This is a genomic window from Aestuariibaculum sediminum (assembly GCF_014596945.1).
GTDB lineage: Bacteria > Bacteroidota > Bacteroidia > Flavobacteriales > Flavobacteriaceae > Aestuariibaculum > Aestuariibaculum sediminum.
This window is the reverse complement of record NZ_JACVXB010000002.1, coordinates 524,794-541,305: the sequence shown is the minus strand read 5'-3', so window position 1 is coordinate 541,305 and position 16,512 is coordinate 524,794. Positions and strand designations below refer to the sequence as shown.

The 16,512-nt window shown below is 33.6% G+C and carries 16 protein-coding genes; 6 read left to right on the top strand and 10 right to left on the bottom strand.

All coding sequences use genetic code 11. The annotated features are described in order from the left end of the window. Positions 1–43: 43 nt before the first annotated feature. The 4 genes from ICJ83_RS07080 to ICJ83_RS07065 all read right to left on the bottom strand — a co-directional run bounded on the left by ICJ83_RS07080 (position 44) and on the right by ICJ83_RS07065 (position 2,439). Complete coding sequence (locus ICJ83_RS07080; RefSeq protein ID WP_188229676.1) at positions 44–709, bottom strand: DEAD/DEAH box helicase; 666 nt, start codon at positions 707–709, stop codon at positions 44–46. 48 nt (positions 710–757) lie between these two features. Continuing rightward, entirely contained in the window at positions 758–1,336 is a 579-nt protein-coding gene (locus ICJ83_RS07075; protein ID WP_188229675.1) for a YceI family protein, read from the bottom strand. 27 nt (positions 1,337–1,363) lie between these two features. Further along, positions 1,364–1,723 carry a nuclear transport factor 2 family protein gene (locus ICJ83_RS07070; protein ID WP_188229674.1) on the bottom strand — a complete coding sequence of 120 codons (360 nt, stop codon included), beginning with the start codon at positions 1,721–1,723 and terminating at the stop codon, positions 1,364–1,366. 131 nt (positions 1,724–1,854) lie between these two features. Further along, complete coding sequence (locus ICJ83_RS07065) at positions 1,855–2,439, bottom strand: Crp/Fnr family transcriptional regulator (RefSeq protein ID WP_188229673.1); 585 nt, start codon at positions 2,437–2,439, stop codon at positions 1,855–1,857. Positions 2,440–2,534: 95 nt separating this feature from the next. Between ICJ83_RS07065 and ICJ83_RS07060 the strand changes: the two genes are divergently transcribed. Continuing rightward, complete coding sequence (locus ICJ83_RS07060; RefSeq protein ID WP_188229672.1) at positions 2,535–3,740, top strand: multidrug effflux MFS transporter; 1,206 nt, start codon at positions 2,535–2,537, stop codon at positions 3,738–3,740. Here the strand turns inward: ICJ83_RS07060 and ICJ83_RS07055 are convergent. Next, positions 3,730–4,266: a DinB family protein gene (locus ICJ83_RS07055; RefSeq protein ID WP_188229671.1), complete on the bottom strand. Its 537-nt coding sequence runs from the start codon at positions 4,264–4,266 to the stop codon at positions 3,730–3,732. The genes ICJ83_RS07060 and ICJ83_RS07055 overlap by 11 nt on opposite strands. 205 nt (positions 4,267–4,471) lie before the next feature. Between ICJ83_RS07055 and ICJ83_RS07050 the strand changes: the two genes are divergently transcribed. Continuing rightward, positions 4,472–6,391, top strand: a complete 1,920-nt coding sequence (locus ICJ83_RS07050) for a DUF294 nucleotidyltransferase-like domain-containing protein (protein WP_188229670.1) — start codon at positions 4,472–4,474, stop codon at positions 6,389–6,391. Next, on the top strand, positions 6,391–7,053 hold the full coding sequence (locus ICJ83_RS07045; RefSeq protein ID WP_188229669.1) for a 3'-5' exonuclease: 663 nt from the start codon (positions 6,391–6,393) through the stop codon (positions 7,051–7,053). Before ICJ83_RS07050 ends, ICJ83_RS07045 begins: the two co-directional genes overlap by 1 nt. A 77-nt stretch (positions 7,054–7,130) precedes the next feature. On the opposite strand, the gene acs is transcribed toward ICJ83_RS07045, so the two are convergent. The 3 genes from acs to ICJ83_RS07030 form a co-directional block, all read right to left on the bottom strand. Beyond that, positions 7,131–9,038, bottom strand: coding sequence for an acetate--CoA ligase (gene acs / locus ICJ83_RS07040; protein WP_188229668.1), 1,908 nt, complete (start codon positions 9,036–9,038; stop codon positions 7,131–7,133). A gap of 137 nt (positions 9,039–9,175) precedes the next feature. Continuing rightward, positions 9,176–10,882, bottom strand: a complete 1,707-nt coding sequence (locus ICJ83_RS07035) for a sodium:solute symporter family protein (RefSeq protein WP_223154632.1) — start codon at positions 10,880–10,882, stop codon at positions 9,176–9,178. Positions 10,883–10,889: 7 nt separating this feature from the next. Further along, positions 10,890–11,147, bottom strand: coding sequence for a DUF4212 domain-containing protein (locus tag ICJ83_RS07030; RefSeq protein WP_188229666.1), 258 nt, complete (start codon positions 11,145–11,147; stop codon positions 10,890–10,892). 339 nt (positions 11,148–11,486) lie between these two features. Here ICJ83_RS07030 and ICJ83_RS07025 point away from each other — a divergent pair, with 339 nt between their 5' ends. After that, entirely contained in the window at positions 11,487–12,575 is a 1,089-nt protein-coding gene (locus tag ICJ83_RS07025; protein WP_188229665.1) for a heparan-alpha-glucosaminide N-acetyltransferase domain-containing protein, read from the top strand. A 112-nt stretch (positions 12,576–12,687) separates the two neighbouring features. Next, positions 12,688–13,260, top strand: coding sequence for a Crp/Fnr family transcriptional regulator (locus ICJ83_RS07020; protein WP_188229664.1), 573 nt, complete (start codon positions 12,688–12,690; stop codon positions 13,258–13,260). A 71-nt stretch (positions 13,261–13,331) separates the two neighbouring features. Here ICJ83_RS07020 and ICJ83_RS07015 read toward each other — a convergent pair whose 3' ends face one another. Beyond that, positions 13,332–14,288 carry a phosphoribosylaminoimidazolesuccinocarboxamide synthase gene (locus tag ICJ83_RS07015; protein WP_188229663.1) on the bottom strand — a complete coding sequence of 319 codons (957 nt, stop codon included), beginning with the start codon at positions 14,286–14,288 and terminating at the stop codon, positions 13,332–13,334. 195 nt (positions 14,289–14,483) lie between these two features. Beyond that, positions 14,484–15,437 carry a PhoH family protein gene (locus ICJ83_RS07010; protein WP_188229662.1) on the bottom strand — a complete coding sequence of 318 codons (954 nt, stop codon included), beginning with the start codon at positions 15,435–15,437 and terminating at the stop codon, positions 14,484–14,486. 154 nt (positions 15,438–15,591) lie between these two features. On the opposite strand from ICJ83_RS07010, the gene ICJ83_RS07005 reads away from it, so the two are divergent. After that, positions 15,592–16,446, top strand: coding sequence for an SAM hydrolase/SAM-dependent halogenase family protein (locus ICJ83_RS07005; RefSeq protein ID WP_188229661.1), 855 nt, complete (start codon positions 15,592–15,594; stop codon positions 16,444–16,446). Positions 16,447–16,512: the final 66 nt, after the last annotated feature.

Below are 16,512 nucleotides of genomic sequence, written 5' to 3'. Positions count from 1 at the left end.
TCGGAGAGTGTTTTAAATCATTACAAAATGAATCAGAAAAAACTTATTTTTTAACAATAATGGTTTGGGCGTTAAACATAAAAGTCTCTTGCCAGCGTTCATATCGCTCGTCATACCTATCGGTAAAAACTAAATATTGGCATTTACCAATGCTCTCAGGGGTCCTATTAATTTCAGAAACCATATTGCTTTTAAAAACAAAATCGGCATCTTCAACAATAAACATTTGAAGCTTATTTAAGTTAATACCATTTAGGTAAAAGATTCTATTTAATCTTTTGGGTGTTGCTATAACGACATCTACTCCAACATAAATCTCTTCACGTTGTATTTCAATATCATGCTCTTCATAGGCACAATAAAACCTTAAATCGGTTCCCTTGGCGAAGATTTTAAAAGTTTGTTCTAATTCTAAAGCAGACGCTTTATCCTTTACAAAAATTAGGGCACGTGGAGCATCTTCGAAGGCGTGTTGTAATTTATTAATCACACTAATAACTAAACTTGTTGTTTTCCCTGAATTGTCAGGACTAACAACAATCATACTGGCTCCTCCTTTTATTTTTGAAATTATTTTAGACTGTAAAGTATTAGGGGTTTCAATACCATTTTCTAATAAATTTGCTTTAAGAGGCTCTAGTAATTTTTTAAAAGATATGTGATTATTTTTGAAGCAAAGATAAAGTTTATAAAAAGAAAAAGCGTTCATTTCTGAACGCTTCTCCTGTACTATTGTTAGTCACTCAAAATAATCTAATTAAAACTCTAAATCTGTAACTAAGTCAAATTCGTCGTAGATAGCTTTATCTTTTAAATCGTCGAAAAAGCTTGTTGACCCGTAACGTACATCATATTTTGAACGGTCTACTTTTAACGAAGCCGTCGCTTTATTTCCGTATATTGAAATTTGAAACTCAACTTTATTGGTTTTTCCTTTAATTGTTAAATCGGCAGTTACATCATATGCGTTTTTTCCTGAAGCTTTAACCTTTGTAAAAACAAGTTTAGATGTCGGGTGCTTTTCAACTCCAAAGAAATCATCTGATTTTAAATGACCATCTAATTTTCCTTTGTATTCACCAGATAAATCTGTTGAACCGATAGTGGTCATATCAATAACAAACTCACCACCAACTAATGTTTCTCCATCAAAACTTAAATATCCTGACTTTAAATCTACTGTTCCCTCGTGAGAGCCGGTTACTTTATATCCTTTCCATACAACTTTACTAGCTTCCACTTTTACTTCTTTTTTCTCAATATCATTATTTGCGTATGCAAACGAAGTAAATGCTACAATAGCTACTAAAGCTAAATTTTTAATTGTTTTTTTCATTGTAATTTGTTTTAATATTAATTTAATTTATGATCCGTAATAAAATTTTTCTTTGATTATTTTACCATCCTTCCATTCTTGAACAGCAATTTGAGTATAATTTTTAACACCCCATTCTTTATGGGTATAATCAAAATGCCATTCAACCATGGTTGTGTTTTCGCCAACCGTAACTTTTAGAGGTTTAGCTGCTCTAAATTCAGTAATGGCGTTAAAAAATTCTTCTTCTCTTTTTCTATTCAATTCTTTCCCAACGCATTCCGGATTATCATTTTCCTGCATGATAACATCGTCGTGATAATATTCATCAAAAGCCTCTAAAGCTTTGCCCTGTAAAATTAAATCGTTAACAGAGCTAATATTTTCAATTAATGTACAAGATTCCATGAGTATTATTTTTGAACAGTACAAAGTTCAGGAACATAACTCTGAATAAAAATGAAGTAGTTTATTAAATGATGTTAATCTAGTTTAATATTGCCTAAAAAGCCTTAAAAATAAAGAGTTTAAACCAGAAACTATTGCTCCAAAATGAGCTGACTTTTTATTTTGCTTAAAAATTCTTTGGTTATACCAAGGTAGGAAGCAATCATATATTGTGGAATTCGTTGCTCGATAAGAGGATATTGTTCTCTAAAATAAAGGTATTGTTCTTTTGCTGTTAAACTAAAATTTCTAACAATTCGTTTTTGCGAAGCGACAAAGGCACGTTCTAAAATTTGTCTAAAAAAACGTTCCAGTTTAGGAATCTCTCGATATAAGTCTTCTATAATATCATAAGAAAACATAACTAGTTCTGAATTCTCTAAACATTGCACATTAAAATCGGCGGGGGTTTGAGTAATAAAACTACCCATATCTGAAGTCCACCAATCTTCTATAGAAAACATAACAATATGCTCCTGCCCTTCCTGATCTATATAAAATGTTTTGGTACATCCTTTTAAAACAAAACACTCGTAACGACATATGTCACCTTGCTGAACAATGTATTGACCTTTTAAGTAATTACGAACAAATATTTTTGATTGTAGAATTTCAATATCTTGATCTGTTAAAGTAACAAATCTTTGAATATAATCTATTAAGGGTTGTATGGTCATTATTATTGTAGGTTTAATTACAAATTTAATAATATAAATGAGGTTTATTAACCTAAATTAATTATTTCCGTATTTAATCAACCTACCTTTGCGCCATGCAAGAAAAACAAGAATTTAAATTAGAGTTTGTCGCCCTTATGGCATCTTTAATGTCTATTGTAGCCTTAACCATTGATGCTTTACTGCCCGCTTTATCCGATATAGGGGAATCACTAGGCGTAAACAACCCTGTAGAGAACCAATTACTAATTACAATGATATTTTTAGGAATTGGATTTGGTCAGTTGTTTTTCGGACCGTTATCAGATAGTTTCGGAAGAAAACCAATAGTTTATGCGGGCTTCTTAATATTTATTATTGGAAGTATTATTTGCGTGACTACTAATAATTTTGACATCATGGTTGTTGGTAGAATATTACAAGGTGTAGGCTTATCGGCACCAAGAAGTATTTCTTTATCTATGATTAGAGATACTTACAGCGGTAATTATATGGCAAAAATAATGTCTATAGTGGTCATGTTTTTTATATTAGTTCCTGTAATCGCTCCTACTTTAGGGACATTTTTAACTTACTTTTTTAGTTGGAAATCCATCTTTTATTTCAACCTGATTTTTGGAGTATGTATTATGTTCTGGCTTTGGAAACGACAACCAGAAACATTACCTATGGAAAAACGTGTACGGTTTAAGCCCAGCATATTTATTGATGGAACCATTGCTTTTTTTAAACACAAAGATGCTGTAGCTTTTACCTTTGTTTCAGGTTTTATTACTGGGTCTTTTATGGTTTATTTAAGTACCTCGCAACAAATATTTGAAAACCAATATAACCTGGCCGAATTATTTCCTTTTATATTTGCCAGTTTAGCTGTTTCAATAGGTTTGGCCACGTTTTTTAACAGTCGTCTGGTTGTTAGATTTGGTATGTTTAAAATCGGATTTATCTCAGCTATAGCATATGCCATAATTTCAATACTTTATGTCTGTTTATTTTGGTCTGGAGAAAATCCTAGTATATATGTATTAGTTGGCTTTTTTGCCATGCAATTTTTTGCAGTTGGTTTTTTGTTTGGAAACCTACGCGCCCTAGCCATGCAACCGCTTGGGCACATTGCAGGTATTGGAGCCGCTATTAATGGTTTTATTTCTACCGTATTGGCCGTACCCATAGCAAATTACATAGGAAACTTTGTAAAAGTATCAGTATTGCCTCTATTTATTGGGTTTTCCGTTTTCGGAATTTTATCTGTTTTGGTTTTTTTATATGTTAGAAGATCTAATTCTTTGTCTAGATCTTAATGTTTTCTTTAAGATAACGATGTTTTATTATGTCTATATGCCATAAAGCGTGACCTAAAACAATAAAAGCCGCTGCACGAGCAGATATAGGATAACCGTTTGCGTTTCCAACTTCTTTTAAGTCGTCTTCACTTAAAGATTTTAACAAGGCTATAAAACTGCGTCTAACCGTAACAAATTCATCCATTAAATCCTCCATTGTTTTCGTATTGGCCAATGCAGGTTTAACATATGTGTCCTGGTCATAACCAGGTAATTGGGTTTTATCACGTCTTGCAATACAAAAACAACGGTATTGAAAAACACGTTCTGTATCTATAATATGCTGAAATATATCTTTAATATTCCATTTATCCTTGGCATATGCATAATTTAATTTTTCCTCAGGAATCTCCTTAAAAAAGGTCAAAGTGTTATGTTCGCCTTCGATAAAACCGTCAATGAGATGATATTTATCAGAAACCAATTCAATGTAGTTTTTATAAAAATCGTTGTATTCAGATGCCTGTATTTCTGAAATTCGCATTTTTGCTCTTAAATTATTTCATTCTATCTAAAGTTAAGAATTATTTAATGGAATTAAAAAAACTCTCCTTTATTTAAATTTACGTTTTAAATGGTTTAATATTACACAATATTGCCTATTTATTTCAGTAGTAAATTGCTTAAATTTACACCACAGCATAATTCTATTTAATAATGCTAAAACCAACTAATAAATTCTATTACACTTGAAAAATTCAATTGCCGAACGCGTTAACGATTTTATTAAAAACTATCCTCCTTTTAATTTTATCAAACCTGAAAGTCTACTTGAAATTTCTAAACAAGTATCTATTATTTACTTAGATAAAGGAGATACATTGTTTAAAAAAGGTGATCATTATAACGAGCACTTTTACATGACTCGAAATGGAGCGATTACACTATACCATACCTCTATAAATAATACCTTAGAAATCATCAACATAAGCGATGGCGGAGATGTTTTTGGACTTAGGCCTCTTATAGCTAAGGAGAATTATAAACTTACGGCGATCGCTAATGAGGAATCCATTGTATACGCAATCCCCATTGATGCCTTTCAACTAATAACTCAAAAAAATGCAAGAGTTCAAAAGTTTTTAATAACAGCATTTGCAACAAACACCTACGACCCCTACACCGCGGAAGAAGCAGGGAAAATATTTGTAGACTATTTACCAAACAATAATCAGGACATGGTAAATTTTCAAACCGCTAATTATTCTAAAAATCCTATTACTTGTCCTTTAACTTCTACTGTAAAAGAAGCTGCAATCATTATGAGTAAACACCGAATTGGTTGCATTATAGTGGTTAACGAAAATAATCACCCATCTGGTATTATAACAAACAGCGATATAAAAAATAAAATTGCCACTGGCCGATATCCCATTGAAACATTGGTTACTAAAATCATGAGTTCACCCGTAATAACTAGCTCTAAAGGCATTACTGTCGCCGAGGGACAACTGCAAATGATAAAACACAATATCGGGCACTTGTGTATTACCAAAGACGGAACGATTAACTCAAAACTCATTGGAGTACTAACACATCATGACGTTCTTGTTTCGCTAGGTAATAATCCGTCTGTTATACTAAAAGAAATAAAGCGAGCTAAACGTACACGTGAGTTACGAGCTGCCAGATTAAAAGCAGAAACCTTAATAAAAAGTTATATAGAACAAAGTATTCCTATTTCACACATTTTTAAAATAATGGCGCAAATAAACGATGCCGTGACACATCGAGCTGTAAAAATCGCAATTAAAAAAATGCCTAGCAAACCTCCGGTAGCTTTTGTCTGGATGTCTCTAGGTAGTCAAGGTAGAAAAGAACAATTACTATTCACCGATCAAGATAATGCCATTATTTTTGAGGATGTTAAAGAAGGTATTTACGACGAAACAAAAGCTTATTTTCTGGATTTAGCCAAACTTGTAACCAAATCTTTAAATAAAATAGGATTTGAATATTGTGAAGCAGATATGATGGCAAGTAATGCCGAGTGGTGTAAATCTTTAACCGAATGGAAAAGTCAGTTCAATGAATGGATATTAAATCCAGACGAAAAAGCCATGCTTTTATCCTCAATATTTTTTGATTTTAGTCCAACCTACGGTGATGACTCCTTAACACTCAAACTTTCTGAATCGATTTATGACACCTTAGATAAAACGCAACTTTTCTTTAAGTTTTTAGGTCGTGATGCACTTAAAAATCCATCACCTTTAACTTTTTTCAAACAATTTGTATTGGAGAAAAACGGCGACCAAAAAGATCTTTTTAATATAAAAAGTCGGGCCTTAATGCCGTTAATTGATGCAGCCAGGGTACTCACTTTGACCAACAGAATAAAAGGGGTAAACAGCACTTACGAGCGTTTTGAAAAATTAGCTGAACTTGAACCTAATAATAAAGAACTTTACGAATCTTGTTCTTATGCGTTCAAGGCTTTATCTAAATTTAAAACTAAACAAGGTATACTGCACAATAACACAGGTAAATTCATAGAATTAAGTACACTTAACAAGGAGGAGCAGCTTAAATTAAGACGATGCTTTAAACCTATTAACGAGATTCAAGAATCTTTAATATTAAGATTCGATTTAAAAAACTTTGGATAATGAAGCTATTTAGCTGGTTTAAAAAAAAGGAAACATATCCCGATTTTTGGGAAGCGTATTTAGGTTATTTTAAAAACAAAAAAGAACAACCTGTTCCAGATACTCGCTTCGTTGCATTCGATACCGAAACAACAGGATTTAACATAAAAGAAGACAGGGTTTTATCCATAGGTGCTGTTTCGTTTATTGATAAAAAAATAAGTATAAACGAATCGCTTGAGTTATATGTAAAGCAAGACGTTTTTAAACCAGAAACCGTTGAAATTCATGGATTAATGCGTTCTGATAATGTCGATAAAGTATCGGAACTCGAAGCGATTAAAGCATTTTTAAAATATATAAAAGGGGATATTTTAATTGCTCATCATGCCGGATTCGATAAAGGTATGATTAATGAAATGTTACAACGCCATGGCTTGGGAAAATTAAAAAATCAGTTTATTGATACCGGGGTTTTATATAAGCGTTCATTGCATATAATATATCAGGAACGCGCTAAACCTTATAGCTTAGATTTTTTAGGCAAAGAACTTAACGTGCCTATGGTAGACAGACACACCGCAACGGGCGATGCACTTATTACCGCATTGGTTTTTTTAAAAATTTTAGGTCGTCTTGATAAACGGAAACATCTCAATTGGGGCTACTTATTGAATAAGTAACTTCTGTTTTAGTGAAAAAAAGCTGTCCAACTAGTGAAACTAGTCAGACAGCTTTTAAGTCATGATTAATTTTTTAATTACAGTGCATTATCAATAATATCCTGAACGACTTCCGGATTTAATAACGTACTCGTATCACCAAGGTTAGAAGTATCTTTACTAGCTATTTTCCTTAATATACGGCGCATAATTTTACCAGAACGCGTTTTTGGTAATCCTGAGGTAAACTGAATTTTATCCAATTTGGCAATTGGTCCAATCTGCTCCGTAATGACCTGGTTTATCTCTTTTCGTAAATTATTCTGATCCCTGCTTTCGCCTGTTTCCTTTAAAGTTACATAACCATAAAGCGCATTTCCTTTAATATCGTGAGGAAAACCTACAATGGCACTTTCTGATACAGCAGGATGCTCGTTAATAGCGTCTTCAATTGGTGCTGTACCGAGATTATGCCCTGAAACGATAATAACATCATCTACACGCCCTGTAATTCGGTAGTAGCCTACTTCATCACGTAAAGCGCCGTCTCCTGTAAAATATTTATTTTCATAAGCTGAAAAATAGGTATCTTTATAACGCTGATGATTACCCCAAATTGTACGTGCCATACTCGGCCAAGGAAATTTTATACACAAGCGACCATCCACTTGATTGCCTTTAATCTCTTGTCCGTTTTCATCCATTAGGGCAGGTTGAATACCAATAAATGGTAAGGTTGCATAGGTTGGCTTAGTTGGTGTTACAAACGGAATTGGTGTAATCATAATACCACCTGTTTCAGTTTGCCACCAGGTATCTACAATAGGTGCTTTTTTCTTCCCTACGTTATCATCATACCAATGCCATGCCTCCTCATTAATGGGCTCTCCAACGGTTCCTAAAACTTTTACCGATGATAAATCGTATTTCTCTAAATATCCTACACCTTCTTTTGCTAAAGCTCTAATAGCCGTTGGCGCAGTGTAAAATTGTGTTACTTTATGTTTTTCAACAATTTCCCAAAAACGTCCGAAATCAGGATAACTTGGTACGCCTTCAAACATTACTGATGTTGCTCCATTTGCCAACGGACCATAAACGATATAACTATGCCCGGTAATCCAACCAATGTCAGCAGTACACCAGTAAACATCTTCTTCCCTGTACTGAAACACATTTTTAAACGTATAGGCACTGTAAACCATGTACCCCGCCGTCGTGTGTACCATGCCTTTCGGTTTTCCTGTAGATCCTGATGTATATAAAATAAATAAAGGATCTTCGGCATCCATAATTTCGGCTTTACACTCGTCTGACGCTTCATCTAATAAAGGTTGTAACCAAAAATCTCGTCCTTCTTTCATATTAATTTCCGAATGAATACGCTTGGTTACCAAAACCGATTCTACTCCAGAACAATCTTCTAAAGCATCATCAACAATACCTTTTAAATCAATAGTTTTAGCGCCTCGATAGGAACCGTCGCTGGTTATTACCATTTTACAATCACTATCATTAATTCTAGCAGCCAATGCAGATGATGAAAACCCTGCAAAAACCACTGAATGAATCGCTCCAATTCTAGCACAAGCCAAAACAGAAATAGCTAACTCAGGAATCATCGGTAAATAAATACATACGCGGTCTCCTTTGGTTACTCCTTTAGATTTTAACACATTGGCAAATGTATTTACGCGTTTGTATAAATCGTTATATGTAATATGCTCTGCTGGTTCTTCAGGACTATTGGGTTCGAAAAGAATGGCTGTTTTATCTCCTCGCGTTGTTAAATGCCTGTCGATACAATTTTCTGTAATATTTAATTTAGCGCCTTCAAACCATTTGACTTCGGGTTTACTAAAATCCCAGCTTAAAACTTTATCCCATTTTTTACGCCACATAAAGTGCTCTTCGGCAACTTCTTCCCAGAAATTCTCTGGCTCGCGTATTGATTTTCTATAAACTTGATAGTACTCTTCTAAATGTTTAATGTGATAATTACTCATGTTTCAATATTATTTTGAATAGTTGTTCGTGTGCCACAACACACTATTGGACTTTCAAATTATAAATTTTATGTTTTTGAATTTAATTTTTTCTATAGATAACGTAATTTGTTAGACAGACAATATGTCTTAACCTATTAATGATTTGAAGCTTCACCTGCTCCACTAGGAATTCTGATATTTTCTACAATTTCTTGTACATCCTCTGGAGGCGCAGGAGTAAATTTCATGATAATGATTGAAACCGTAAAATTTAATATCATAGCTACAGATCCAAAGCCTTCTGGGGAAATACCAAACCACCAGTCTGATTTTCCTCCACCTCCAAACCAACCAAATTTAAATTTCAGCATGTATAAAATCATAGACGAAATACCTACAACCATACCAGCAATAGCGCCCTCCTTATTCATGCGTTTATAAAAAATACCAAGAATTATGGCGGGAAAGAATGAAGCTGCAGCCAGTCCGAACGCCAATGCTACCGTTGCCGCCACAAAGCCTGGGGGATGAATTCCAAAATATGCTGCCACACCTACAGCTACAACAGCAGATAAACGTGCAGCAATTAACTCCCCATTTTCGGAAATATTTGGATTTATCATTTTCTTGATTAAATCATGCGAAACCGAAGCCGAAATTACTAAAAGTAATCCAGCTGCAGTAGACAATGCCGCAGCTAACGATCCTGCTGCTACAAGAGCAATGACCCAGTTTGGCAGTTTCGCAATTTCAGGGTTAGCCAAAACCATAATATCATTATCGACTACCAGTTCATTTTTATCCTGATCAGCCAAGTATTGAATGTTACCATCTTCGTTTTTGTCGGTAAATGTTATTAATCCCGTTAGTTCCCATTTCTTAAACCATTCCGGAACATTACTATAAGGTTTACCAGATACAGTTTCAATTAAATTAGTACGTGCAAAAACGGAAACAGCCGGAGCCGTTGTATATAAAATAGCAATTAAAAGTAACGCTAAACCCGCAGACTTGCGAGCATCTTTAACTCGTTTCACCGTAAAAAAACGTACAATAACATGAGGTAATCCAGCCGTACCCACCATTAAAGCTAGGGTTATAGCGAAAACGTCAATCATGGATTTAGAACCTTCTGTATACTCAGCAAATCCAAGTTCTGTACTAAGCCCGTCTAATTTGTCAAGTAAATACATTCCAGAACCGTCAGCTAACTTATCTCCAAATCCTAATTGAGGAATAGGATTGCCTGTCATTTGAATAGAAATAAAAATGGCTGGGACCATAAAAGCAAAAATAAGTACACAATATTGCGCCACCTGCGTATAGGTGATACCCTTCATGCCTCCTAATACAGCATAAAACAGCACGATAAACATGCCAATCATTACCCCTGTATTTATATCTACTTCCAAAAATCGCGAAAACACCAGACCTACGCCTCTCATTTGACCAGCTACATAAGTAAATGATACTAAAAGTGCACAAATAACACCAACAAAACGAGCTGTGTTTGAATAATAGCGGTCTCCAATAAAATCAGGCACTGTAAACTTTCCGAATTTCCTTAAATAAGGTGCTAATAATAATGCTAAAAGCACGTAACCTCCAGTCCACCCCATCAAATAAACGGCACCATCATAACCTGCAAATGATATTATCCCTGCCATAGAAATAAACGATGCTGCACTCATCCAGTCGGCGGCGGTTGCCATACCATTTGCTAAAGGTGAAACGCCACCTCCGGCTACATAGAAATCTTTGGTTGATGCTGCCCTAGACCAAATCGCAATACCGATATATATTGTAAAAGTAAGTCCAACAATAATATAAGTCCAGGTTTGAACATCTAAAACTTGTGACATTAATATACTATTCACCATCATATCCATACTTTTTATCGAGTTTATTCATCAGGCGAACATATACGAAGATGAGAATTACAAAAACATAGATTGACCCTTGTTGCGCGAACCAGAATCCTAATTTAAATCCTCCTATTCGTATTTTATTCAAGTCGTCCTTAAATAAAATACCTGCTCCGTAGGATACTAAAAACCATACAGCTAATAGGACAAAGAGGTATTTTAAATTCTCTTTCCAATAAGCTTTAGCATTACTTTTTGACATGTTTGTTATTGTAGTTTAATTGGTTTGAAATAAAGTGCAAACTAAAGAATGTAAATACGTATTTATTTCCTTTTTAAGACTAAAAATGCTTAAAATCTAATCTAAATTCATATTTTTTGCGTACTTCTTAAAATTAACACGATTGTGCTAATATACTATTTACAAAGAAAACCACAATTATAATTTAGTTCAATTTATGGGACAATTTTAAGGTTATGTTGTAATCTTAAAATGAAATGTATAAAAAGACCATTACATTATTGTAAATTAGTATAAATTTGCCGGCCGTTTTAATTTAATTTAAATAGTATCTATATCGAAACCAAATCCCAAAAACTATTGCAATCCAATCGACTGTACTTTATTGATGCCGTTAGAGCTTTTGCTATTTTAATGATGCTTCAGGGGCATTTTATTGATACGCTGCTTGACCCTATATACAGAGACAAAACAAATACGCTTTATAACATTTGGTCTTATTTTCGTGGTATAACTGCTCCCGTTTTTTTTACGATTTCGGGTTTAGTTTTCACTTATTTGTTACTTAAAGCGCATGCTAAAGGCAACGATAAGCCTCGAATTAAAAAAGGATTAACTCGAGGTCTACTATTGTTAGGGATTGGTTATAGCCTTAGAATAAATTTAATTAGTTGGTTTAGTGGTTATTTTAACACGTACTTTTTAGTTATTGATGTTCTTCAATGTATCGGTTTAGCATTAATTATTCTAGTATGTTTACATGTTTTATTAAAAAAACATTCCTATGTGTTTTCAATTGTTTTGGCTAGTATTGGATGCCTTTGTTTTGTTTCTGAACCCTTGTATAGAAATTTAGTAATTACCAATCTTCCGTTAATTATAGCTAATTATATGACCAAAGTAAACGGTTCAGTTTTTACCATTTTGCCTTGGTTTGGTTATTCGGCCTTTGGCGCTTTTATTTCTACGGTATTCTTTAGACATGCCCATAGAGACAGATTTAAAATAATAACTATAGCTACATTTTTTTTAGTAGGTTATTTACTCATGTATTATTCGTCCTGGGCGCTATTAGAATTAAATGATCTCACTGGTATTGAATTGTTAAAACGCAGTGCCGACTACAATTACTTATTTACGCGACTTGGAAATGTACTTATTCTATTTGGATTATTTTATAGTTTTGAACGCTTCTTAAAACAATCGATAATAGCCAAAATAGGAGAAAAAACTTTATCCATGTATGTTATTCATTTTATAATCCTTTATGGAAGTTTTACTGGCTACGGATTAAAGCGCTGGTTTAGTAAGTCGCTAGAACCTTCTGAAGCCATAATTGGAGCGGTTATTTTCATAATTGTAGTATGTTTAATTTCATTTCATTATGCAAAAACCAATCACTTTGTTTATAGTGTGGTGAATAAAATAAGTAGCCGCTTAAAAAAATAGAATTTAAATGTATTTTCTCTTGTAGAAAAATTTTTATATTTCCATATTTTAAGGTAATTTTGCTTATTCCTTTTCTTATTTACAAAACGTAGTAAATTGATTTCCAGAGAACATGACAAGCACTTTTAAAACCTTTATAGAACACTATGTTTCTTTACCAGAGGAAGACTGGAATAAAATTTCAGCAGTTTTCGAAAAAGTGGTTTATAAGAAAAATGAATCGATTTTTTCTGAGGGCGAGGTGTGTAATTATTTATTTTTTCTTGAAGAAGGTTTGTTAAGAAATTTTATGAAGCACAATAACCAAGAAATTACAAAATTCTTTATTCCTGCCCCATACTGTGTAACATCAAGAATGAGCTTTATAAATAAAACTGTAACTAAAGAAAATATACAGGCTCTAGAAAAGTGTATTTTGTGGCGCGTAACGCTCGACCAATACAACGAATTAATGACACTAGACTCATGGCGTTTATTCACCAGGAAAATGCTTAATGAAGTGCAAGATTTTACGGAAGAGCGGCTAATAACAAATATGACTGAGACTGCTGAATCGAGATATTATAATCTAGTAAAAGAAAACTCTGCACTAGTTAACAGAATACCGAAGAAATATTTAGCCAGTTATTTAGGTATTGCCACACAATCTTTAAGTAGAATTCGTAAAAACGCACCGAAAAAATAAACTTTTAAAAAACTAAATACCAAAAACAAAGCCCTTTTTAACAAGGGCTTTAATAATTTTAATTTGAAGTATTAGTTTAAATACTGTAATACGTTATTTTCTATTCGATTTTGTATATTATTAACATCGGCTTTTACAAAAGTTTCACCTGTTATATTTTCATACAATTCAATATATCGCTCACTAACCGAAGAAATATACTCATCACTCATTTCTGGTACAGTTTGCCCTTCTAAGCCTTGAAAATTATTACTAATTAGCCACTGTCGAACAAATTCTTTACTTAATTGCTTTTGTGCTTCTCCTCTATCCTGACGTTCTTGATACCCCTCTGCATAAAAATAGCGAGAAGAGTCTGGGGTATGTATTTCATCAATTAATACAATTTTACCATCTTTAGTTTTACCAAATTCATATTTCGTATCTACTAAAATAAGGCCACGTTCAGCAGCAATTTCAGTTCCTCTCTTAAAAAGCTTTCTTGTATAGTCTTCCAAAACCAAATAATCGGCTTCACTAACAATACCTCGTTTTAAGATATCCTCTCTAGAAATATCTTCATCATGATCGCCTTGCTCTGCTTTAGTAGCAGGTGTTATTATAGGTTCAGGAAACGCATCGTTTTCTTTCATCCCTTCGGGCATAGTAACCCCACAAAGCATTCTTTTTCCAGCCTTATATTCACGTGCCGCATGACCAGACATGTACCCGCGTATAACCATTTCAACTTTAAATGGTTCACATAAATGACCTACTGCTACATTTGGATCTGGTGTTGCTGTTAACCAGTTAGGCACCAAATCTTCAGTAGCTTTCATCATTTTTGTTGCAATTTGATTAAGTATTTGACCTTTATAAGGAATTCCCTTAGGCATTACAACATCAAATGCCGAAAGACGGTCTGTTGCAATCATTACTAATTGCTCGTCGTTTATATTATAGACCTCTCTTACTTTTCCCTTATACACATTTTTTTGTCCAGGAAAATTAAAGTTTGTATCAATTATGGTGTTTTCTGTACTCGCCACGAATTTCGTTTTATTTTATATGTTTTTGATCCTGCAAATTTATCAAATTGTTTGCATTACACAGCCATGAGATTTAATTATTTATATGCTTTAAACACCTTTTTATCGCTTGATAATAGCCATTTATTTAAACTATTTTATATCCATAAAATCAAAATTATGACTACCAAATTACGTAAACAGCTTATTATCAAATTAATCTCTGTTTTCTATACTTTTATAAGCTTCAATCACTTTCTTAACTAATCGGTGACGAATAACATCTTTATCGTCTAAGAAAATAATACCTACCCCATCGACATTTTTAAGAATGAGCAAAGCTTCTTTTAATCCAGAAATTGTTCGACGCGGTAAATCGATTTGCCCAGGGTCGCCTGTTAATAAAAATTTAGCATTTTTACCCATACGTGTTAAGAACATTTTCATTTGTGCATGTGTTGTATTTTGTCCTTCATCCAGAATTACAAAAGCATTGTCTAGTGTTCGTCCACGCATAAAAGCTAAAGGCGCGATTTGAATAGTACCGTTTTCTATATAATGCGCTAACTTTTCAGCTGGAATCATGTCTCGTAAGGCATCGTATAACGGCTGCATATAAGGATCTAATTTTTCCTTTAAATCGCCTGGCAAAAACCCAAGATTCTCCCCTGCCTCAACCGCGGGACGTGTTAAAATAATACGTTTTACTTCTTTATTTTTTAAGGCCTGAACCGCCAAAGCAACACCCGTGTAAGTTTTTCCTGTTCCTGCGGGACCAATAGCAAAAACCATATCATTTTTACGAACACATTCTACCAATTTACGTTGATTTGCTGTTTGCGCCCGAATTAATTTACCACCAACACCATGCACAATAACCTCACCACTTTGTTCGGAGGTGTTGTAATCGTCGCTACTCTGACTAGTAAGTACGCGTTCAATAGTATTTTCGTCTAGTTTGTTGTATTTACCAAAATGCTTGAGTAGCATGTTGATTTTGTGATCGAATTCTTCTAGTAATTCTTCATCGCCAAAGGCTTTTACTTTATTTCCTCGCGCTACTATTTTAAGCTTTGGAAAAAATTTTTTTAGCAGTTCGATGTTAATGTTTTGAGCTCCAAAAAATTCTTTTGGAGAAATCTCTTCAAGTTCGATAATAATTTCGTTCAAAAGCGTTGGTTTAAATTTAGGTTATTACAGATATAAATTTAAAATAATATTTAATCTGAAAAAATGATTTATTAGATTTGTGCCACTCTGTTTCTACTCAAAAATACATAAATTTGAGTCACCTAACACTAAAAACATATCAACAATTTTGCCAATGGCGATTATTACATTAACAACCGATTTTGGGGATAAAGATTACTTTGCTGGCGCGACAAAAGGAGCTATTTACACGGAATTACCCGATGCTAAAATTGTTGATATCTCGCATGCCGTTTCTCCTTTTAATATTCTAGAAGCAGCTTATATCATTCAAAATGCATATAGTAGTTTTCCCAAAGGGTCGATTCATATTATCGGGATAGATTCTGAAATCAACAAAGAAAATAAGCATATCGCCTTAAAGCTAGACGACCATTATTTTATTTGCGCAAACAATGGTATAATGAGCATGCTTTGCTCTGAAATTACCCCTGAAAAAATTGTAGAAATTAATATCCATGACAAAATACAATCAAGTTTTCCTGTATTAGATGTATTTGTAAAAGTGGCCTGCCATATTGCCCGCGGAGGTACGTTAGAGGTAATCGGTAAAACAATCTCTAAGATTAGACCAATTAGAAATGTATTACCCTATGTGAACGATGAAAAATCACAAATTATAGGTAGCGTTATTTATGTTGATAATTATGGTAATGTAGTGACTAATATTAAACGCAGTTTTTTTGAAACCATTCAAAAAGGACGACCTTTTGAAATTTCTGCACGCAATCATAAATTCAAGAAAATATATTTAAAATACAGCGACATTGTTAATTTTGATGTGCCTGAAGAGAAACGTCACGATGAAGGTCGAGGTATGGTGGTCTTCAATTCTGGCAACTTTTTAGAAATCGCGCTTTACAAAAGCAACAGCGCCACCGTAGGTAGTGCTTCAACATTAATGGGGCTATCGTTAATGGATACAGTAAGTGTTAATTTTATAACTAAGCCCCTATTACATACGATGTGATAGAAATGTTAATAAGAATTGTAAAAATGAGCTAACACAAGAAACATACTGAAACTTTTCTTAGTA